The 20,073-nt window shown below is 58.7% G+C and carries 20 protein-coding genes; 8 read left to right on the plus strand and 12 right to left on the minus strand.

Annotated elements, in window-relative coordinates; genetic code table 11:
- Positions 1-115 precede the first annotated feature (115 nt).
- Both iadA and G5253_RS17480 read right to left on the minus strand, forming a co-directional pair.
- Positions 116-1,246, minus strand: a complete 1,131-nt coding sequence (iadA, locus tag G5253_RS17475) for a beta-aspartyl-peptidase (RefSeq protein ID WP_421203864.1) — start codon at positions 1,244-1,246, stop codon at positions 116-118.
- 66 nt (positions 1,247-1,312) lie between these two features.
- The gene (locus tag G5253_RS17480) at positions 1,313-2,092 is read right to left on the minus strand and encodes an ABC transporter substrate-binding protein (RefSeq protein ID WP_266135644.1); all 780 of its coding nucleotides are present in this window, start codon (positions 2,090-2,092) and stop codon (positions 1,313-1,315) included.
- Positions 2,093-2,481: 389 nt separating this feature from the next.
- On the opposite strand from G5253_RS17480, the gene G5253_RS17485 reads away from it, so the two are divergent.
- Positions 2,482-3,090: an ACP phosphodiesterase gene (locus G5253_RS17485; protein WP_266135645.1), complete on the plus strand. Its 609-nt coding sequence runs from the start codon at positions 2,482-2,484 to the stop codon at positions 3,088-3,090.
- A 56-nt stretch (positions 3,091-3,146) separates the two neighbouring features.
- Here G5253_RS17485 and G5253_RS17490 read toward each other — a convergent pair whose 3' ends face one another.
- Together G5253_RS17490 and arsC are read right to left on the minus strand one after the other, a co-directional pair.
- Positions 3,147-3,530: a DUF2069 domain-containing protein gene (locus G5253_RS17490; RefSeq protein WP_019445364.1), complete on the minus strand. Its 384-nt coding sequence runs from the start codon at positions 3,528-3,530 to the stop codon at positions 3,147-3,149.
- Positions 3,527-3,877, minus strand: a complete 351-nt coding sequence (gene arsC, locus G5253_RS17495; RefSeq protein WP_266135646.1) for an arsenate reductase (glutaredoxin) — start codon at positions 3,875-3,877, stop codon at positions 3,527-3,529. The genes G5253_RS17490 and arsC overlap by 4 nt, the downstream gene beginning before the upstream one ends.
- 60 nt (positions 3,878-3,937) lie before the next feature.
- On the opposite strand from arsC, the gene G5253_RS17500 reads away from it, so the two are divergent.
- Positions 3,938-4,420 carry a TlpA family protein disulfide reductase gene (locus G5253_RS17500; RefSeq protein WP_266135647.1) on the plus strand — a complete coding sequence of 161 codons (483 nt, stop codon included), beginning with the start codon at positions 3,938-3,940 and terminating at the stop codon, positions 4,418-4,420.
- A 100-nt stretch (positions 4,421-4,520) separates the two neighbouring features.
- Here G5253_RS17500 and G5253_RS17505 read toward each other — a convergent pair whose 3' ends face one another.
- A complete protein-coding gene (locus G5253_RS17505) occupies positions 4,521-5,975 on the minus strand; it encodes a M48 family metalloprotease (protein ID WP_410170593.1) in 1,455 nt (484 codons plus the stop codon).
- 121 nt (positions 5,976-6,096) lie between these two features.
- On the opposite strand from G5253_RS17505, the gene G5253_RS17510 reads away from it, so the two are divergent.
- From G5253_RS17510 to G5253_RS17520, 3 genes are read left to right on the plus strand one after another with little or no spacing between them, the layout of a single operon-like run.
- On the plus strand, positions 6,097-6,330 hold the full coding sequence (locus G5253_RS17510; RefSeq protein WP_201936513.1) for a sulfurtransferase TusA family protein: 234 nt from the start codon (positions 6,097-6,099) through the stop codon (positions 6,328-6,330).
- 25 nt (positions 6,331-6,355) lie between these two features.
- Positions 6,356-7,426 carry an AI-2E family transporter gene (locus G5253_RS17515; RefSeq protein ID WP_266135648.1) on the plus strand — a complete coding sequence of 357 codons (1,071 nt, stop codon included), beginning with the start codon at positions 6,356-6,358 and terminating at the stop codon, positions 7,424-7,426.
- A 35-nt stretch (positions 7,427-7,461) separates the two neighbouring features.
- Positions 7,462-8,268 carry a MipA/OmpV family protein gene (locus G5253_RS17520; RefSeq protein WP_266135649.1) on the plus strand — a complete coding sequence of 269 codons (807 nt, stop codon included), beginning with the start codon at positions 7,462-7,464 and terminating at the stop codon, positions 8,266-8,268.
- Positions 8,269-8,379: 111 nt separating this feature from the next.
- Here the strand turns inward: G5253_RS17520 and G5253_RS17525 are convergent, their stop codons facing one another.
- The gene (locus tag G5253_RS17525) at positions 8,380-9,180 is read right to left on the minus strand and encodes an alpha/beta fold hydrolase (RefSeq protein ID WP_266135650.1); all 801 of its coding nucleotides are present in this window, start codon (positions 9,178-9,180) and stop codon (positions 8,380-8,382) included.
- Positions 9,181-9,308: 128 nt separating this feature from the next.
- Here G5253_RS17525 and ppk2 point away from each other — a divergent pair, with 128 nt between their 5' ends.
- Entirely contained in the window at positions 9,309-10,124 is an 816-nt protein-coding gene (ppk2, locus tag G5253_RS17530; RefSeq protein WP_266135651.1) for a polyphosphate kinase 2, read from the plus strand.
- 112 nt (positions 10,125-10,236) lie between these two features.
- Here ppk2 and G5253_RS17535 read toward each other — a convergent pair whose 3' ends face one another.
- From G5253_RS17535 to yejK, 5 genes are all read right to left on the minus strand, one after another.
- A complete protein-coding gene (locus G5253_RS17535) occupies positions 10,237-11,373 on the minus strand; it encodes an ABC transporter ATP-binding protein (protein WP_005333867.1) in 1,137 nt (378 codons plus the stop codon).
- A gap of 68 nt (positions 11,374-11,441) precedes the next feature.
- A complete protein-coding gene (gene malG, locus G5253_RS17540; protein ID WP_005333868.1) occupies positions 11,442-12,332 on the minus strand; it encodes a maltose ABC transporter permease MalG in 891 nt (296 codons plus the stop codon).
- Positions 12,333-12,344: 12 nt separating this feature from the next.
- Positions 12,345-13,997 (minus strand): maltose ABC transporter permease MalF, encoded by a 1,653-nt coding sequence (gene malF / locus G5253_RS17545; RefSeq protein ID WP_005333870.1) that lies wholly within the window; start codon positions 13,995-13,997, stop codon positions 12,345-12,347.
- A gap of 75 nt (positions 13,998-14,072) precedes the next feature.
- Positions 14,073-15,254 carry a maltose/maltodextrin ABC transporter substrate-binding protein MalE gene (malE, locus tag G5253_RS17550; RefSeq protein ID WP_005333871.1) on the minus strand — a complete coding sequence of 394 codons (1,182 nt, stop codon included), beginning with the start codon at positions 15,252-15,254 and terminating at the stop codon, positions 14,073-14,075.
- Positions 15,255-15,649: 395 nt separating this feature from the next.
- On the minus strand, positions 15,650-16,699 hold the full coding sequence (gene yejK, locus G5253_RS17555; protein ID WP_216953345.1) for a nucleoid-associated protein YejK: 1,050 nt from the start codon (positions 16,697-16,699) through the stop codon (positions 15,650-15,652).
- A 73-nt stretch (positions 16,700-16,772) separates the two neighbouring features.
- Here yejK and G5253_RS17560 point away from each other — a divergent pair, with 73 nt between their 5' ends.
- Both G5253_RS17560 and G5253_RS17565 read left to right on the plus strand, forming a co-directional pair.
- Positions 16,773-17,000 carry a YejL family protein gene (locus tag G5253_RS17560; protein ID WP_005333874.1) on the plus strand — a complete coding sequence of 76 codons (228 nt, stop codon included), beginning with the start codon at positions 16,773-16,775 and terminating at the stop codon, positions 16,998-17,000.
- A 47-nt stretch (positions 17,001-17,047) separates the two neighbouring features.
- Positions 17,048-18,898 carry a DUF3413 domain-containing protein gene (locus G5253_RS17565; protein ID WP_216953344.1) on the plus strand — a complete coding sequence of 617 codons (1,851 nt, stop codon included), beginning with the start codon at positions 17,048-17,050 and terminating at the stop codon, positions 18,896-18,898.
- Between the two features lie 85 nt (positions 18,899-18,983).
- Here G5253_RS17565 and G5253_RS17570 read toward each other — a convergent pair whose 3' ends face one another.
- Complete coding sequence (locus tag G5253_RS17570) at positions 18,984-19,769, minus strand: MetQ/NlpA family ABC transporter substrate-binding protein (protein WP_254204306.1); 786 nt, start codon at positions 19,767-19,769, stop codon at positions 18,984-18,986.
- Positions 19,770-20,073 lie beyond the last annotated feature (304 nt).

Raw genomic sequence — 20,073 nt, forward strand, 5'->3', positions numbered from 1 at the left:
CCCCGATGCGGTACATAGGGGGTTCTGAGTAGAGAAATGCTAGTTGAAAATGTGTAAACCTATTTCAGGACTAGACAGAAGCAACCACGCACTGGCTGCGATATTGCTCGCAGCCTTATTCGCGCCACAGGCCGCCACTCATCACCCTTTCGATAGCAAACGTCCGGTCGTGCACCAGCAGCAAATCCGCATCCTGCCCGACCCCGATACGCCCCTTGCTGCAGAGCCCCAGCGCCTGCGCCGGATTGCTTGTCACCACGGCCAACGCCCTCTCCAGCGAGACACCGAGCCGGGTCGCGCGCACGCACTGCTGCCACAGGCTGGCAATCTGGCCACAGCGCATTTCGATTAGCCGCCCTTCGCCATCAAAGCGCGGCAGGCTGGCGTTGGCATCCGAACTGAAGGTGATGCGCTCGGCAGGCACACTGGCGGCCAACAGCTCGAGGAGCGCATCGGCGGCAAGCCGCTCGCCATCCTCCAGCAGATCGGGAAAGCTCGAGGTGGTGAGGTCGACCCAACCTCCCGCCTTGCCCCACTCGATGGCCTCGGCAAAGAGCCAGGGGTTGCGGTTGCAGTGAGTGGGATAGAGTTGGCGCAGCGGAATGTCGGTCTCATCGCGCAGGGCCCGCAGGGGCGCCAATGCCCCCTTGCCATCCCCGACATGGAAGAAGCTGACCCCGCTCTTGCCCGCAAGCAGCCCGGCCACTCGCGCCTCGCTGGCAAGCCTGGCCAGCTCATCGTGGGTCGGCGCACTGGATCTGTGGTCACTGATGGCCACCTCCCCCACCCCCAATACCTCGGGGATCAGGATGATGTCCGACTCCACCGTACCGGTCAGAGTTTTGACCGGCAGATGGTAGGAGCCGGTATACATAAAGGCGCTCACCCCGGCGGCGCGAAACTCGCGCACCTTGCCGAGCACCTGCGCGGGAGTGCGGGTCAGGCTGTCTGTGCCAAGCGCCGCCACCAGGGTAGTGACACCGGCCCTGAGCGCCTCGCTCGCCGCCAGCTCCGGGGTGCGAAAAGCAAAGCCCCCCTCCCCGCCGCCGCCGGTGATATGGGCCAGCGGATCCACCAACCCGGGCACCAGATAGCGGCCACGACCATCGACCCGATGCAGCGGCCAGTTTGTGGGCACCGTCAACCCCTTGCCCATCCAGGCGATACGGCCATCAGCCACCAGCAGATCCTGCTGGCCAAGGTGGGTGGGGCTGAAGATCTCGGCTCCCTCGATCAGGGTCAACATGGCGCTCCTCCTTGCACGATTGTCGCTTGCCCAATGAAAAGAGAGGGAGCAAGCTCCCTCCCCCCGTCAACCACCATATATATCGTACTTGAAGTACTTCTGGTTGATCTGCTGATAGGTGCCGTTGGCACGCAGGGCCTTGATCGCCTCGTCCAGCTTGCCCTTGAGCTCCTTATCGCTCTTGCGCACGGCGATCCCCATACCATCACCAAACCACTGGCGATCGGTCAGGGCGGGCCCCACATAATCGAACTTGTCGCCCCCCTCTTTGCCAAGCAGCCCCTGCTCAATGGCAGAGGCATCGGCCAACAGGGCCAGCACCCGACCCGCTTTCAGATCGAGATAGGCCTCATCGGCATTGCCGTAGCGGACGATGGTGACATTCGAGCCAAAATTGTCGGTCAGGTACTTGTCGTGGGTGGTGGCACGCTGCACCCCGATGCGCTTGCCCGCCATGCCTTCCGGGGTCAGCGTCAGCTCGGTCCCCTTGGCCGCCACAAAGCGATTGGGAATATGGGCATATTTCTCGGTGAAATCGACCTTCTGGCGCCGCTCGTCGGTGATCGACATGGCAGCGATGATGGCGTCGTATTTGCGCGACAGCAGGGCCGGGATCATGCCGTCCCAATCCTGCGCCACCAACTCGCACTTGACCGCCATCTGCTGACACAGGGCGTTGGCGAGATCGATATCAAACCCCTTGATCTCGCCCGACGCATCGGTCCAGGAGAAGGGCGGGTAGGCCCCCTCCACCCCGAAGCGCACGGTTTTCCACTCCTTGGCCATGGCGGGGATAGCCAGCAGGCTGGCAACAAACAGGGCTGAGAGGGTCAGTCTGATCTTCATCTTGAGTACTCCATTACATAAAAAGCGCACAGGCGCGGACAAGGCACCGCAGGCGAATGCATGCGATGACCAAAAGCGGCAAAATCTGGATGAGCGAGATCACGCCCGAGCGGGCGTCAGTGAACTGCTCCAGGGGTTCGATCTATTCGTCGAACCACTCGGAGAGATAGAAAGGCTTGAAGTAGAAGGCCAGAAAAAAGCCTCTGGCTTTGCGCATCATGGTGGTTTGTCGCGTCCTGTGACAAAGATGGCATCACCTTAGCACGCCCGAATTTTGCCCGGCAAGAGGCAGCCGCAGGGCAGTAGCAAAATCCAGATCATGGTCAAGGCGGGCGGGATCCGTTAGGCTCGAAGCACCTTGCCATCCCATAACAGACCCACTGCGACCGATGAATTTTCTGGCCCATCTCCATCTGGCTGCCCACACCCGAAGCTCCCTCACCGGCAACCTGCTCGGTGATTTTGTCAAAGGCACGCTGCCCACGGGGCTTGCCGCCCACTTCGATGAGGGGATCTGGCTACACCGCAAAATTGACGCTTTCACCGACAGCCACCCCGAGCACAAGGTGGCCGTCGCCTGTTTCGAGGCCCCCTGGCGCCGCTTTGGCGGCATAGTGGTGGATATGATCTACGACCACTGGCTGAGCCAGCACTGGGAGCTGGTCAGTACCGAACCCCTGCCCCGCTTCCTGCAACGCAGTTATGACCAGCTATTGGCGGATCACCCACGCCTGCCGGACGGACTGCCACTCCCCCTCAAACGGATGGCCGAGCAGAACTGGATCGCCTCCTACCGCCACAGGGAAGGGCTGGGGCAAGCGCTAAATGGCATCGGTCGCCGACTGCGCCGCCCGGTACAACTGGGAGAGGCGCTGCTGACCCTTGATGAGTCGCAGTGGCAAACATGCGAGGCGGGATTTCTGCGCTTCTATCCCCAGCTGATGGACTTTAGCCAGCAACAGCTGGCCCAATATCGGGCAGCCCACGGGGCACAGTGATCCCTCTGGATAGACCTGAGTCCCCATAAAAAACGCCCCTTGCGGGGCGTTTCTCATCAGTTGGCTTCGTCTTTCTTTTTGCGAATGCTTAAGCCAAGTTCGCGACCACGCAGACGGGCGTAGTAGATGGTGCCGACAAACGCGAGGGTGGTGAAGACCAGCTCCACCACCGCCAGCCACCGCTCCCCCTCATCCGTGGTGATCAGGGTGAGGGCGTGCAGGAAATAGGGCATCAACACGAAGTTGCCCCAGGCGTGGGTGTAGGGGTTGCCCTGCACGATCCCCTTGAGGGGGAAGAGCAGCGGCACCGTCCAGATCACCGGCAGCAGCCAGGGGTTGAGGTCGGGATGGGGCGAGAGCCACAGATGCCAGAGGATGACCCAGCCCAGCAGACCAAAGAAGCCGACCAGAGTCAGCAGACGAGCAAAGCGGGTGCTCACTTGAGGATCTCCAGCACCAGCTCCGGCGGGCGACCAATGCGGGCCTGACCATTCTTGATGACAATGGGGCGCTCGATCAGCTTAGGATGCTGGTGCATGGCACGAATAAGGTCGTCTCCGTTCACTTCGCCGAGGCCCAGCTCCTTGTAGAGATCTTCCTTGGTGCGCATCAGCTGGCGCGGGTCGCTAAAGCCAAGCAGGGTCAGCAGCTTGCGGATCTCCTCTTCGCTCGGGGACTGCTCCAGATAGAGCACCACATCAGGGGCGATCCCGTGCTGTTCCAGCAGCGCCAGGGTTTCACGGCTCTTCGAGCAGCGCGGATTGTGGTAGATTTGGGTCTCGCTCATGGTAACTCCCTGATTAATCGCAAGATGGGACAAGAAACGGCGCTATTGTAGGGGAAAGTGATGGTCAGGGTAAGCGGCAGTGGAAAGGAATTGAAACGAATTTGTTGGCTGATTGTGGCCGGCCTGCTGGGCGCCTGCACGCCCGCCCCCGAATTTACCGATGCAGCGGGGCAAACGGTGACCCTTGACCACTTTGCCGGCAAGCCGCTCTTGGTCAACTACTTCGCCCCCTGGTGCGCCCCCTGCCTGCGGGAGATGCCGCGCCTCAACGGGCTGGCGGAGGAGGGCGAGATCGCCGTGGTAGCGATCAACTACGACCCGACCACGCCGGCAGAGCTGGACAAACTGGCTGCGCAGTATCACATCAAGGTGCCCCTCCTTATTGCCAATGAAGATGCCAAGCTTCCCTTCCCTCGCCCAAGCGGCCTGCCCACCAGCTATCTGCTTGATAGCGAGGGCAAGCTCAAGCAAACGCTGGTCGGCGAGCTCGACCAGCAGCAGATCGAGATGCTCAAGGCGACCGCCAGCAGCATGAGTCACTAGCCCATCGCTGCTATCACCGTCATGTACATCACGCCACCGCCATAAACAACAAGGGCGCACCGTGGTGCGCCCTTGTTTGATAGGTCAATGCCAGGTTTCGTTAGCCCTTGAGGCTGTCGAGATCCTTCTTGGCCCGCTCCAGCTCGGTGATGCGCGCCTCCAGACGAGCCAGGGTCATCCGGTCGCTAGTGGTACCGCGCGCCACGATCAGTTCGTCGATGGCTGCCTGATAATCCCCGCGCAGCGAGAGCATCTCGGCCCGCGCCATATGCAGCTCGGTCATTCTGCCCGCCTTGCGATAGGCATCAGCCAGCAGGTTCCAGGCCAGATTGTTCTCCTCGTGGGCACGGGCATAGGGGTCAAGGATGGCGATGGACTTCTTGTAGTTGCCGCTCTCGAGGTAGGCGTTGCCGAGATTGACCACCACCACTTCGTTGTCCGGCATCCGGCTGCGGAACTTCTCGAGGCGCGCAATGGCCTGGGCACTGCGCCCCTTGGCCAGATCGATGTCAGTCTGGGCATCGACGATAAAGAGATCTTCCGGATGACGGGCCGCCAGCTCCTGCATCAGGGTATCAGCCTCGTCGGTGCGCTTGAGCTGGATCAGCGCCAGCGCCTTGCCATAGATGGCTGCATCCTTGAGCGGGTAATCCCCCTTCTGGATCCGGCTATCAAAGTAGCTCAGCAGCCCCTGCGGGGTATCGGTACCAAAACGCACCTGAATCCGCACCTTGGCCAGCCAGAAGTCGAGGCTGGGCGGCAAGTCGCGGCGGCCATAGCTGCCCGCCCGAGCGCGGGCCTCGCTGATCCGGGTCTCCGGCAGCGGGTGAGTGAGCAGCATCTCCGGCGGCTTGCTGGCGTAACGGTATTCAGCAGCCAGTTTCTGGAAGAAATTGGCCATCCCCATGGGGTCGAAACCGGCATCATAAAGCGTCTTCATGCCGATGCGATCCGCTTCATATTCGTTGTCGCGGGTGTAGTTGATGGCCGACTGCATGGAGAGGCCCAGCGTGGTTTGCAGCGCGGCGATACCGGCAGTCGGGTTGATCACTGCCAGCGCGATGGAGCCCACCAGACCGGCCAGGGTCACCGCCGAGCTGCTTGCCTGCGCTTCCATATAACGGGCGATGTGGCGCTGGGTCACGTGGGTGATTTCGTGGGCCAGTACCGAGGCCAGCTCGCTCTCGCTGTCGGCGTAGAGGAAGAGGCCAGTGTGCACCTTGACTCGCCCGCCGAGGAAGGCGGCCGCGTTGATGCTGGGATCATTGATGAGGAAGAAGGTAAACGGGAAACGTACCCCATCGGCGTTGGTCAGCAGTCGCTGACCCAGATCGTCAATGTACTGGCTCAGCACCGGATCATCGATGATCGGCAGACCCGCACGGGCAAAGCGCATAAAGGCGTTGCCGTAACGCACTTCCTGCTCGATGGGCAGGGCAGCAACCCCGGCCGTGCCGATGTCGGGAAGCTGATTGTTGGCCTCGGCATGAAACGTGGCGCCCATCAGGGAAGCCAGCAGGGGAAGCGATGCCATCAGGGGGGAAAAACGTGCCACGTTATCTCTATCTCCATCAGAAAGGGCCTCGGCAGAATACCCTTGCCCATCAAGGGCTACAAGCGTTGTTTCACGCTCTTATCACGGCCATAATAGCGGCCACCTGCCTGATGGAGCCCCCATGGAAATTCTCGACCTGACCCCCTGGCGTTGCCCCGAGCCGCTGATCCGGCTCAAGCTCTGGTTAAGGGAGGCCAAAAGCGGTCAAACCGTCACCATCCGGCTGGCCGATGCGGGCTCCCGGCAGGATATTCCGGCCTATCTGCACCGTCAGGGCCACCATGTCGAGATGCAGCAAGAACCGGACAATACCCTCTCTTTGCAGTTGGTTGTCGGGGCGAAACAGCCATCTTGAGCCCCAGTGATGTAAGGATGCCGTCATGTTAGAAGTATTGAAGCACTGGTATCAGACCCGTTTTTCCGATCCCGATGCCGTTACCCTGTTCCTGTTGCTGGTGTTCTGCTTTGCCATCATCTGGCTGTTTGGCGATCTGCTGGCCCCCCTGCTGGTGGCACTGGTAATGGCCTATCTGCTGGAGTGGCCGGTCGCCCGGCTGCAAAAAGCGGGGCTGTCGCGCACCCTGGCCACCAGCATCATCCTGATCCTCTTTATTGCGGTAGCAGTCGCCTCCTTGCTGGGTCTTATCCCGACGCTGGTGAGTCAGGGGATCAATCTGGCCAAAGAGGCACCGGCCATGCTGACCCACGCACAGGATTATGTCCGCACCCTGCCTGACAAATACCCCGAGCTCATCGACGTCAGTCTGGTGGAGACCGTCATCGACAATATTCGCCAGCGCATCCTCAGTGGCGGCGAGCATCTGGTGAGCGCCTCCCTCAGTTCGCTGGTCAACGTGGTCGCCATCATGATCTACCTCATTCTGGTGCCGCTGATGGTCTTCTTTATGCTCAAAGACAAGCGGGTACTGATGGGCAGCCTGCGCCGCTTCCTGCCGCGCAACCGCACCTTGGTCAACCGGGTGTGGGTCGAGATGAACAACCAGATCATCAACTACATCCGCGGCAAGGTGATCGAGATCCTCATCGTCGGCATCGCCACCTATGTCCCCTTCGCCCTGATGGGACTGCGCTACTCTGTGCTGCTGGCGGTGGCGGTCGGCTTCTCGGTGCTGATCCCCTATATCGGCGCTGCCGTGGTGACGGTTCCGGTCGCCATGGTCGCCCTGTTTCAGTGGGGGCTCACCCCCGAATTCGCCTGGCTGATGGTGGCCTATCTGGTCATTCAGGCCCTCGATGGCAACCTGCTGGTGCCGGTGCTTTTCTCGGAAGCGGTCAACCTCCATCCGGTGGCCATCATCATCGCCGTACTGGTCTTCGGCGGCTTGTGGGGATTCTGGGGGGTCTTCTTCGCCATTCCCCTCGCCACCCTGGTCAAGGCGGTGATCAATGCCTGGCCAAAACGCGAAGAGATGCCCAGTACCGTAAAATAACCTGCTTCCCCTGCAATCGTGACAACGGAGTGTCCATGACCTTTTTTCGTCAAATCAGAGCGGCAGGGCTGACGGCCCTGCTCCTCGCTGCAGCCCTCCCAGCGCGTGCCGATATCGATCTTGGCGCCATGGATCTGCTCACCAGCGACAGCCCAACCAGTCCGGTGCCACAAGGCTTTGTCGCCGGTGCGGCGCTCATCGGGGGGCAGGCCCGTTATGAAGCACAAGATAACAGCCTCTACGCCATCCCCGGCTTTATCTATTTTGGCGACCAGTTCATGTTTCTGGGGGATCGGGCCCGCTACTACTTCCACAAGGATGATAACGTGGCCCTCTACGGCTATGGCCGGATCCGTTTTGGCAATCTGGATCCCGAGGACTCGCCCGCTTTCAGTGGTATGGAGCAGCGAAAATGGCAGCTGGAAGGCGGGATCGGTGGCAACATCATCACCCCCTATGCCCTGCTGACCGTGCGGGCCAACAGCGATGTCACCGGCCGCAGCAAGGGGCAGGAGCTGCTGCTGTGGGCCGATTTCCCCATCCTGCGCGACAACCTGCTGATCATGCCGGGGATGGGGCTGATGCTGCGCAGCGACAAGATGGCCAACTACTACTTCGGCGGCATCTCCGAGAGCGAGGCGACTGCCCAGCGGCCCGCCTGGAATACCAGCACCACCCTATCCCCGATGGCGGCCCTCATCACCAGCTACCGCTTCAGCCCCAACTGGATTGGCATGTTTGCCGTGAACTACGAATGGTATGATCGGGACATCAAAAACAGCCCCATCGTCCAGCACGATGGCGAGCTCTATGCGGGTTTTGCGCTGGGCTATATCTGGTAACGGTTATGAGTCTTGAACCGTGAGACACGACCAAACAAAAGGGAGCCCTCGGCTCCCTTTTTCACGACCATCAAGCTGGTCGTACAGCCTACTCAGGCGTCCAATTCAGGCTTACAGCGTCGCCAGAAACTCGGCCAGCTGCTGATTGACGAAGGCCGGATTTTCCAGCGACGAGATGTGGCCAGCCATCGGGATCTCCCTGAACGGGCAACCCAGCACCTCGGCCATCAGATAGCCCTCCAGCACCGGACGGGCCTTGTCCTCGCAGCCTGTCATCACCAGCGCGGGAGTAGTGATCTCCTCCAGCCACTCGATACGATCTTCGCGGGTCACAAAGCTGCGGCCCACCGCCACCATGGCGGCAATCTTCTCGTTTGGCCAGGCGGCCAGACGCGCCTTGAAACCACTCATCAGCGCCTCATCAGGCTGGCTGGCAAAGAAGATAGGCGCCACCTGTTCGATGATGGGCGCCGGCACGGTGCCGAGCTGCTCGCTCATCGCCAGCATGCCGAGGTAGCGCTCGCAGGTGATCTGCGGTTCCAGGCCGACAAAACTGTCCATCAGCACCAGACCCTTGAGGCGGTTTGGCACCATGCGCGCCAGCTCAACACCCCACATGCCACCGATGGAGAGGCCCACCAACACGAACTCCTCAATGCCGAGGGCATCGAGCAGCGCCAGGTGATCCCGCGCCAGAGTCGCCAGGGTGCAGCCACCTTCGGGGAGCAGGTCGGAATCACCGTGGCCCCACAGCTCGGGAACAATGCAGCGATAGCTGCCCTTGAGCGCCTCGATTTGCGGCGCCCACATGGCGCTGTCCCACAGATAACTGTGACCAAACAGCAGTACCGGCCCTTGCCCTTCGTCCAGATAGGCCATCCGACAGCCCGCTATCTCCATAAAATGCTTCATGTTATCTCCTGTTGCCAGCGATGGGCGGGCAGTGTATCACGTCCCCCTTGGCAGGTGACGCCTCCCTGGTGCAAGCTTGCAGTGACTCAAAGAAGTCACCCATGAAAGGATGCCAAAAGGAGAAGCCCATGGCGAAGGAGAAGAGCAAGAAGCGGCCGCGTCTGGACAAGAAGTGCTACGAGCACCACCTTGCCCATCTGCAGGAGGAGCTGGTCAAGCTGCAGGAGTGGGTCAAGCAGGAGGGGTTAAAGGTAGTGGTACTGTTCGAGGGACGGGACGCCGCCGGTAAAGGGGGCGTCATCAAGGCGATCACCGAGCCGCTCAACCCCCGGGTCTGCCGGGTCACGGCGCTGCCCGCCCCCTCCGATCGGGAGCGCTCCCAGTGGTACTTTCAGCGTTATGTGGCCCACCTGCCCGCCGCTGGCGAGATGGTGCTGTTTGACCGATCCTGGTACAACCGGGCCGGAGTCGAGCGGGTGATGGGATTTTGCAGCGATGCCGAGTATCGCGAGTTTCTGCGCGCCTGCCCCGAGTTTGAGCGGATGCTGATCCGCTCCGGCATCACCCTGATCAAATACTGGTTCTCGGTCAGTGACGAGGAGCAGGAGAAGCGCTTTAAAGAGCGGATCAACACCCCCATCAAGCGCTGGAAGTTCAGCCCGATGGATTTGCAGTCCCGCTCGCGCTGGGTGGAGTACTCCCGCGCCAAGGATGACATGTTCACCTACACCGACACCGAGGATTGCCCCTGGTTCGTGGTGGAGGCAGATGACAAACGCCGTGCCCGCCTCAACTGCATCGCACATCTGCTGAGCAAGGTGCCCTACGAAGCGATCCACTACGAGCCCATCAAGCTCCCCCCCATCAAGACCGAAGGGTATGAGCGCCCGCCGCTGGCCAGCCAGACCTTTGTGCCCGATATTACCGCCGATCTCGAGGCTTGAACCGGGTTACCTTGCCTATCTGTATGTTCAAATCGCAGGCAATAAAAAGCCGGTCTGACGACCGGCAAAAAGGCATTGATTATTAAGAAAGGAAAACCAGCACAACAAAAAATCAGGTACGGATATATTTGGCGGTACGGGGGAACGCCTGCTCCTTGGCATCGAACAGGTAGCAGGCTTCGGCCGGGATACCCACGCTGTAGGTTTGACCGGTCGCCACATCCACATCCGAGGTGGCCTTGACGGTAAAGTCGTGACCATCCACATCCATATAAACGAAGGACTCGGCACCCAGGTGCTCGGCCACCTGCACGATCCCGCTCACCTTGCTGTGCGCATGGGGGTGATCCAGCGGCATCAGGTGCTCGGGACGAATACCCAGCTCCACCTTGTCACCCACAGCGCCACTGCGGGCATCGACCCGGGCCCGCACGGTATCGCCAGAGGTCAACTTGACCAGGCACTCCTGCTCGCCAATCTCCAGCAACTCGCCCGCCAGGAAGTTCATCTTGGGAGAGCCGATAAAGCCCGCCACGAACTTGTTGTCCGGGTTGTGGTAGAGATCCAGCGGTGAACCGAACTGCTCCAGGTTGGTAGCAGCCTCGGCCTTGAGCGGGCTCAGCACCACAATCTTGTCGGCCAGGGTCATCGCTTCCACCTGATCATGGGTCACGTAGATGATGGTGGAGTTAAGCTCTTTGTGCAGCTTGGCGATCTCGATCCGCATCTTGACCCGCAGCGCGGCATCCAGGTTGGAGAGCGGCTCGTCAAACAGGAACACCTGCGGCTGCTGCACGATGGAGCGACCGATGGCGACACGCTGACGCTGACCACCGGAGAGCGCCTTGGGCTTTCTGTCCAGCAGCGGCTCAAGACCCAGGATCTCGGCGGCGCGCATCACCCGCTTGTGGATGTTCTCCTTGTCCATTTTCTTGAGCTTCAGACCAAAGGCCATGTTCTCGTAGATGTTCATGTGCGGATAGAGGGCGTAGGACTGGAACACCATGCCGACGTTGCGCTCTACCGGCGGCACGTCGTTCATGTAGCGACCGCCGATGGTCAGCTCACCGCTGGTGATGTCTTCCAGACCCGCGATCATCCGCAGCAGGGTGGATTTACCGCAGCCGGACGGGCCGACGAAGACGATGAATTCGCCCTCCTTGATGGAGAGGTTGATGTTGCGCAGGGTGTCCTTGTGAACAGCCGGATCGTAATTTTTGCGAACGTTGTTGAGTACTACTTCAGCCATGACGAGCTCCGCTCTTGAATCTTTGCAAATCGTGATAGCGGGGGGAGTCAGCTCCCCCGGCCATAAACTTAACCTTTCACACCACCGGCGGTCAGACCGCCAACCAGCCAGCGCTGTGCCAACAGGAAGACCACTGTGATGGGGAAACCGGAGAGCACTGCGGCCGCCGCGAAATCACCCCACAGATAGTTCTGCGGATAGAGGTACTGCTGGGCCCCGACCGCCAGGGTCAGATTGTTCACATCCTGCAGCAGGATGGAGGCCATGGGCACCTCGGTAATGGAACCGATAAAGGCCAGAATAAACACTACAGCTAGGATGGGCACCGACAGAGGCAACAGGATCAGACGGAATGCCTGCCACGGGGTTGCACCGTCGATGGCCGCCGCCTCCTCCAGGGAGGAGTCGATGGTCTCGAAGTAGCCCTTGATGGTCCAGACGTGCAGGGCAATCCCCCCCATGTACGCCAAGATCAGGCCACCGTGGGTGTTGAGACCCAGCCAGGGAATATAGTCACCAATCTTGTTAAAGAGCGCGTAGATGGCTACCAGCGCCAACACCGCCGGGAACATCTGGAAAATCAGCATGCCCTGCAGGATGGTGGACTTGCCACGAAAACGCAGGCGGGCAAAGGCGTAAGCACAGGTGGTGGAGAGCGTCACGATCATCAGGGCAGTGATGCCGGCGATCTTGATGGAGTTCCACAACCAGGTCAGCACCGGGAACGGCGGCGGCGTGATGCTGCCGTCGGCGTTGGTGATGGACATGCCCAGCGCAAGCTTCCAGTGATCCAGCGTCGGATTGGAGGGGATGATCTCCCCTACCGCGAAGTTACCGTTACGGAACGAGATGGCGATAACCATGATCAACGGGAAGATGATCAACGCCAGGAAGCCCCACATGACCAGGTGGGTTGCCCACACCCGGTATTTGACTGATTTGGGTTGTACGATTGCCATGTTGAAGCCTCCTTACAGCTGCTTGTCGGCTTTGGACAATTTCAGGTTGAGCAGCGCCAGCGCACCTACGATGAGGAAGATAGCTGTGGCGATGGCACTGGCCAGACCGTAGTCCTGACCACCCGATCCCTGGAACGCAATCCGGTAGGTATAACTCACCAGCAAGTCGGTGGTACCGGCCGGAGTGCTGGCGCCGATGATGTCGGGCGCACCGTTGGTCAACAACTGGATAAGCACGAAGTTGTTGAAGTTGAAAGCGAACGAGGCAATCAACAGCGGTGTCAGCGGCTTCATCAAGAGCGGCACGGTGATCTTGAAGAAGTTCTGTACCGGGCCAGCACCGTCCATGGCGGACGCTTCATAGAGATCTTCCGGAATGGCTTTGAGCAGGCCCATGCAGAGGATCATCATGTAGGGGTAGCCGAGCCAGGTGTTGACAATCAGGATCATCACCTTGGCCAAGAAGGGGTTGGTATACCAGTCCGGCTTGATGCCAAACGCCGCTTCCAGGAACATGTTGATCTCACCGAAGTTCTGGTTGAACAACCCCTTGAACACCAGAATGGATATAAACGCCGGGATCGCATAGGGCAGGATCAACATGACCCGATAGAAACCGCGCCCCTTGAGCTCTTCCCACTGCACCAGACAGGCCAGCACCATGCCGATAGCCAAGGTGAAAGCGACGGAGCAGGTTGAGAAGATCACGGTCCAGATGAAGATCTGCAGGAAGGGTGACTGGATGCCCGGATCGGTGACGATGCGCGCGAAGTTCTTCCAACCGACGCTCACCACAAAGCCCGGAGCAATACCCTTGCCGACAAACTGACCCTGTTCGTCGATGTACTGATAGAAGCCGGTCTCGCCATTGGGCAGCATCAGCTCGCCATTCTGGGTATCACGCAGCAGGTTGCTGTCTTTGATCACCACGCCGGACTTGAGCACGGCACCATCCATCAGACGGGTGTAGTGCTGCTTCTGGGCGGCAAACTTGCGCAGGCTGCTCAGGGTCAGGTGGGTACCGCCATCCGGCAGCACCAGATCAAGGTCACTCAGGTGAGTACGATGCTCAACAATGGCGCGGATCGGTGCGGCCTTGCTGGCCGCTTCGCCAGTGAAGGGCTGCAGCTCGACCACTTGCTGGGTGTTCTGCACACGGCCCTCGCGGGACGCCAGCTCACGGGCCTTGTTGGTCATCAGGGAAACAGGTTGGCTGATAAAGGATTGATCATCCTGTGTCAGCAGCAGCTGGAACTGGCCGTTGTCGCCACCCAGCAGGGTAAAATCGAATTCACCGCCCGCCACCTTGTAGGTTTTCTTCAGGTGGTAGTCCCGCGCCTGCTCCACGGAGAGCAAGTTGGACCCCGAATAGTTGGTGAAGGCAATGCCAATGGTGTAGGCAAGAGGGAAGATGATAAACACAACCATGCCCGCAACACCCGGAAAGATGTAGCGATGGGCATAGGTCTTCTTGTTCATGAAGACATACAGACCGACGGAAACCACCACCAGATCCAGCAGCGCGAATACCCACTCGCCACTGGCGTACATCATCACGGCTGCGTAGCCGTTGAGGATGGCAACCAGGGCCGCTATGGTCCACTTAAGCCAGGTGTGCTTATCCTTCGGACCGGCATAGGACTCAACAGAAGGTACTACTTCCATGCCAATTAACCTTTATAACGCCAAGAGAGATTTGAGAGAGTGGGAGGCCATGACGGCCTCCCGGGTAGTGCGTGCTTACTGAACGATACGCTTGGCAGCGGTATCCAGTGCTTCGTCAACACCCTGACGACCGGAGGTCACGTTCTTGAGGGCAGTTTCGAAGGAAGACCAGAAACGGCTCATCTCGGGAACGGATGGCATCGGCTCGCCAGCCTGGGCGTTCAGCATGGTGGCCTTGATGTGCGGATCGGATTCCAGGGTCTTCTGGAAGGATTTCAGCGCAACGGCCCCCAGCGGCTTGTCGGCGTTAACCGGCGCCAGACCGGCATCGGTCAGCAGGTAGTTTTCCAGGAACTCGATAGCCAGATCCTTGTTCGGGCTGGCAGCGTTGATGGTGGCACCCAGTACGCCAACGAAGGCTTTGGCCGGCTTGCCGTTCAGGGTCGGCAGCGGCGCTACGCCGTACTTGATGCCGCTCTTGTCCAGGTTGCTCCAGGCCCAGGGACCATTGATCATCATGGCCACTTCGCCCTTGTTAAACTTGGCGTCCATCACACCGTAGTCGATGCCTTTTTCCAGGTGACCAGACTTGATCATCTCGGAGATGTAGCCCACGCCCATCTTGGCACCTGCATTGTTCACGCCGGTATCTTTGACGTCATAACCGGTAGCGGTTTTCTTGAAGGCGTAACCACCGTTGGCAGCCACCAGCGGATAGCTGAAATACGGGGTGTCATAAGCCCACATGATGGCGCGCTTGCCGTTTTTCTTCAGAGTCTCGTCAATCTTGGCGATCTCTTCGAAGGTTTTCGGCGGCTCGGGCAGCAGGTCCTTGTTATAGATCAGGCTGACTGCTTCCATGGCAACCGGGTAGCCATAGGTTTTGCCATCAACAGTCATGGCATCCCATGCCAGCTGTTCAAATTTGCCTTTGGTGGCAGCGTTCGGCGTTACCGGAACCAGCAAACCGGCTTTGACCCACTCACCGTAACGGTCGTGAGCCCAGAAGAAGATGTCCGGGCCGTTGCCAGTGGCGGCGGCTTGCTGGAATTTCACTTCAACCTGATCCGGGTGAGCCACAGTAACCTTGATGCCGGTTTCTGCTTCAAACTTCTTACCCACTTCAGCCAGACCGTTGTATCCCTTGTCACCGTTGATCCAGATGGTCAGCTGGCCTTCATCGATGGCAGCAGTAGCAGAGCAAGCGACGCCAAGAGTGGCCAGACCGATCAGGGATGACAGCAATTTCTTTTTCATGAGCCTTTCCTTGTATTAGTTCCGCGCTGTAAGAGCATTGTGTGCGAGATGAATATTATCCCAAGCGGCAAACGGCTCACATGACGCAACTCGCATTTTTGAAATGCAATTACGTATTTCCTTCCAGAAAGTTTTGAAAACATTTTCTTATTTCAGGGGGTTAGCGCCATTTATTGGCATATTTCTCGCCAACACAAGAAATTAAATTACCAAATAGAAATAAAAATACATGAATGAAAGGGTTTTCACCTCATTGAAAACCCTTTCACATGGATAATTCTGTTTAATTTGTTAACAAAGCACCGAGTTGCTTTCGCTACCCCCTGCCCCATTAAATAAAAAGACACCGCAGCGAACTGCGGTGTCTTTTTGCCAAAAATGAAGGCCGGATCACATTATGACTGGCGCAGCAGCTGATCCTTGAGATTGGGCGGCACCCCCTTGATGGTCAGGGTATCGGTCTGCGGGTCATAAAACACCCGGCTGTTCAACAGTTTCTGCTCAAAGCTCAAAGTCAGGCCGCCGCCGGAGCCGACAAACTTGGTCAAGCCGCGCAGGGTAGAGCGATCAGCCGGGAAACGCTCTTCCAGCTCATACTCCTGACCGATAAAGCTGTAAAAATCGAGATCGCCATCGCCGGGCAATTCCGCTGACAGCTCCTTGATTTCGATCTCTTCACCGGCGCTCGCCTGCTCGGTGCAATATTTGAAGACCTGCTTTTTATAGTCATTGCGCTCGGTCGGTTCGAGCTGGCGACTGTCGCAATAATCTTCTACCGCCTGCAGCAAGCCTTTATTTTGCACCTTGGCATCCATCCCCTCGCGGGCCCCCAGCAGATCCATAAAGAAGTCGCCCAGTTTGCGACCGATACGTCCCTTGCTGAAGGTGATATAGCGGCGCGAATCCGGTTGGGTTTTCCATTCGGTCAAATCGATGCGAGCCACCAGATTGAGTTTGCCGATATCCAGATACTGGATGTGGCGCAATTCCAGCGCTTCGCTGACGGTGACGCTCTCCTTGCCTTCCAGCAGAGCGATCATCAGGTAATCAACCCCCACATAGTTGTACTTGGCAAACAGCAGTACCCCCTGCTCGTCGAGGGCATGTTCCACCAGTTGCCTGACCAGCAGCTGGGTCATCTCCACCGAGAAGGGGACAAATTCGAGCTGCTCGTCGAGCAGTTGTTCGAGGGCGATACGAAACGCGGGTGAAGGCTGCTTGGGAGCCTCTTCACCGTCCGCCAGCTCGGCGACAGCGGCCTCGGGGTCTGCAAAAAAGCCAAAGCCCTTGCCCCCCTTGCCATTGTAAATGCGGTGCAGCTCCGCCATCAGCCCCTGTACTGCCTCGTCAGCAGGCAGAAGCTGGCTGCGGGTATCGGCGTGAGGTTGACCATCGCCGCCCTGGCGCAAGGAGTGAAGAATGATCTTGTCGATATCGAGACTCATGTCACAAAGCCATAGTGTTAGCCGAAAGGGTGAAGTATTATAAGGCGCTTTGAACCGAGATGAACTGAAGATTATGCCTATCGTATCAAAGTACAATAACGAGCAATTTGACGCCCTGATGAACGACCTGATCACCGCGCTGGAAAAGCATAAAGCGCCGGTGGATCTCAGCCTTATGGTGCTTGGCAATCTGACCACCAATATCATCAACGGTATGGCACCGGCCCAGCGCCAGGCCATCACTGAAAAGTTTGTCCAGGCCCTGACCGCATCGGTCGATAATCGCCACGACGCACACTGAGTCCCCGACTCTGTTGATTTGACGTTTCTCAACGCAGATGGATCACTATGGTCGAAACCGGTAACCCCTATCGTGATAATGTCTCTCGCCTGATCACCTGGGGGCATTGGTTCTCCTTCTTCAACATTATTCTGGCCATGCTCATCGCCACCCGTTATCTGGGTGCCATCAGCTGGCCATCGACCACGCTTGGCGTGATCTATCTCGTTGTAAGCTGGATTGGCCACTTCTCGTTTCTGAGTTTTGTCACCTACCTGTTGACGATCTTCCCGCTCAGCTTCGTGCTGCCCAAAGAGAAACCGCTGCGGTTCATCTCGGCCATCATCGCCACCCTGGCGCTGGTGCTGCTGCTGATCGACACCCAGGTATTCCGGCTGTTCAAGTTCCACCTCAACAGTCAGGTATGGCAGTTGCTGCTGGATCAGGCGCAAACCGAAGAGGGCTCAATCTGGAGCATCATCTTCGTTGCCGTGCCCACCATCTTCCTGCTGCAACTGCTGCTGTCGGCCTATGTCTGGCGCAAGATCAACAAGCGCAAGCGCCGCCAGTACGGCAATCAGGTGGGGCTGGCCCTGCTGATCTGCTTTATTCTGACCCACGTGGTCAACAGCTGGGCGGATGCGACCCTCTATCAGCCCATCACCATGCAGAGAGCCAACTTCCCCCTCTCCTACCCTATGACGGCCCGCTCCTTCCTGGCCAAACATGGCTGGCTGGATCTGGATCAGTACGAGAAGCAGGCTGCTTCCCAGGGGGATAACAGCGACAGCCGGATGCATTACCCACTGCGCCCGCTCAACGTCAACGCCCCCCTGACTCACAACAATCTGCTGATTGTGGTGGTCGACTCATTGCGTTTTGACATGCTCAACAACATCAACATGCCCAATCTGCAGCGCTATGCGGATCAGCATCTGACGTTCCGCAATCACCTGAGTGGCGGCAACGACGACCTGATGGGCATGTTCAGCCTCTTCTACGGGTTGCCCGGTCACTACTACAAGGACATCAGCAGCGACAAGCGTCCACCGGTGCTGTTTGACGAGATGTTGCGTCAGGATTACCAGTTCGGGCTGTTCGGCGCGATGGAAGATGCCCAGAAGTATCGCAAGAGCATCCTCGCCGGTCTGCGCAAACAGGTGTTTGTCTCCGAGCAGAGTGACGATGGCAAGCTGCTGACCGACTGGCAACAGTGGCTGGAGAAGCGCTCTCCCGAGCGTCCCTGGTTCTCGCTGGTCTATCTCTCGAGCCCAGGCGACTACCAGTTGCCCGCCACCATGAAGGGGCCGTTCCAACCGGAGCTCGCCAACTTCAATCCGGCGACCGCCTATCGGGCGGAGAACTTGCAAAAACTGGAGAACCGCTACAAGAACTCGGTCTTCTATACCGACCAGTTGCTTGAGCAGATGCTGACCAAATTGCAGTCGCAGGGGATGGACAGCAACACCATCGTCGTGATCACCTCCAACCATGGTCAGGAGTTCAACGACACCCGCAGCAACAGCTGGGGCGCAGGCAGCAACTACTCACCCTATCAGGTGCAGGTACCACTGGTACTGGCCTGGCCGGGGCGCGGCAGTGACGTTCGGAAACAACCAAGCAGCCATTTCGATCTGGCGCCGACCCTGATGCAGGGGATGCTGGGCGTGCGCAATCCGGCGCGCGATTACAGCGTTGGCCGCTCGCTGTTTGATACCAGCCCGCGCAACTGGCTGCTGGCCGGGGATCAGAACGACTTCGCCATCTATGAAGGGGAGACCATCACCCACTTCAACAAGCAGGGTGACTTCGAACTGCTGGAGCGCAACAGCTATCGCCCGATCAAGCACGGCACCCCGGATATGGGCGCCATGATCCAGGTGATGAACGAGCTGAACCGCTTCTATCGCAACCAGTGAAGCGCCCGTTGATGGCTTGATACCATAAAAAACGCCCCGAATTCGGGGCGTTTTTCGTTGTATAGCCGGGCCACGTTCACGACAGTTAGCCACCCCACCCTTGCGGGTACTTGTAGCCGACGAAACGCTTGGCTGCATAGGCTTTGAAAGCCGCCGAGTTGTAGGCCGCCGCCACATCTTTGGCAAAAGGCTGGTCCGCATCTGCGCTTTTCACCACCACCCAGTTGATAAAATCGTAGCTGCGCTCCAGAAACAGTCCTTCACTGAACGGGATTCCGCTGGAGGCGGCAAAATTACCGTTGATCACCGAGAAGTCCACATCCTCCCGCGAGCGGGGCAACTGCGCGGCTTCCAGCAGTACCAGCTTGAGATTGTGCGGATTGTTCACCACATCAAACTCGCTCGCCTTGAGCGGGTTTATCCCCTCCTTGAGAGTGAGCCAACCAAGATCCTGCAGCATCAGCAGCGCCCGCGCCTGATTGGTGGGATCGTTGGGGATGGCCACCGTGCTCCCCTCTTTCACCTTGTCGAGTGCTGCCAGCTTGCCGGAATAGAGTCCCATCGGACCGGTTGGCACCTGGGTAATGGGCGCCAGCGACAAGCCGCGATCTTTGGCAAAACTCTCCAGATAGGGTTTGTGCTGGAAGCAGTTCACATCCAGTGATCCGTCAGCCAGAGCAATATTGGGCGTCACATAGTCGGTGAACTCCACCAGCTTGACCTTATACCCCTTGGCCTCCAGCTGCGGCTTGATGGAGTCGGTCACCATGTCGGCAAAATCCCCCACAGTGGTACCAATCACGATCTCCTGTTTGGCCGGCAAGGGCGCATCGGCGGCAACCGCGGGAAAAGAGAGGCTCCCGACCGCCATCGCGGCAATAAAGGTGCTGGCGCCAGCAGTGGCGCGCAAGGAAACAGTCAAAGGAGAAGATAAGAAGGAACGAAACGGCATAGGGACTCCCTGTCAGGTACGCATCAAGCTATGGGACTGCGGCGGGGCGACACTCATAGATTAGGCCCCTCAAACCGCAGCAATCTAGCCATCCAAACGGCTATTTCAATTACCATAACAGAGCCATCCACCGCCGCCAAGCAATAAACCGCTGGTCCCACCCCATCACCCTTGCTGTCACCCCCGAATGCATAGCTGCTCTCACGTTGGCACACACAACCAT

This window comes from Aeromonas sp. 602658 (assembly GCF_049173005.1).
In the GTDB taxonomy this organism is placed as follows: Bacteria; Pseudomonadota; Gammaproteobacteria; order Enterobacterales; family Aeromonadaceae; genus Aeromonas; species Aeromonas veronii_A.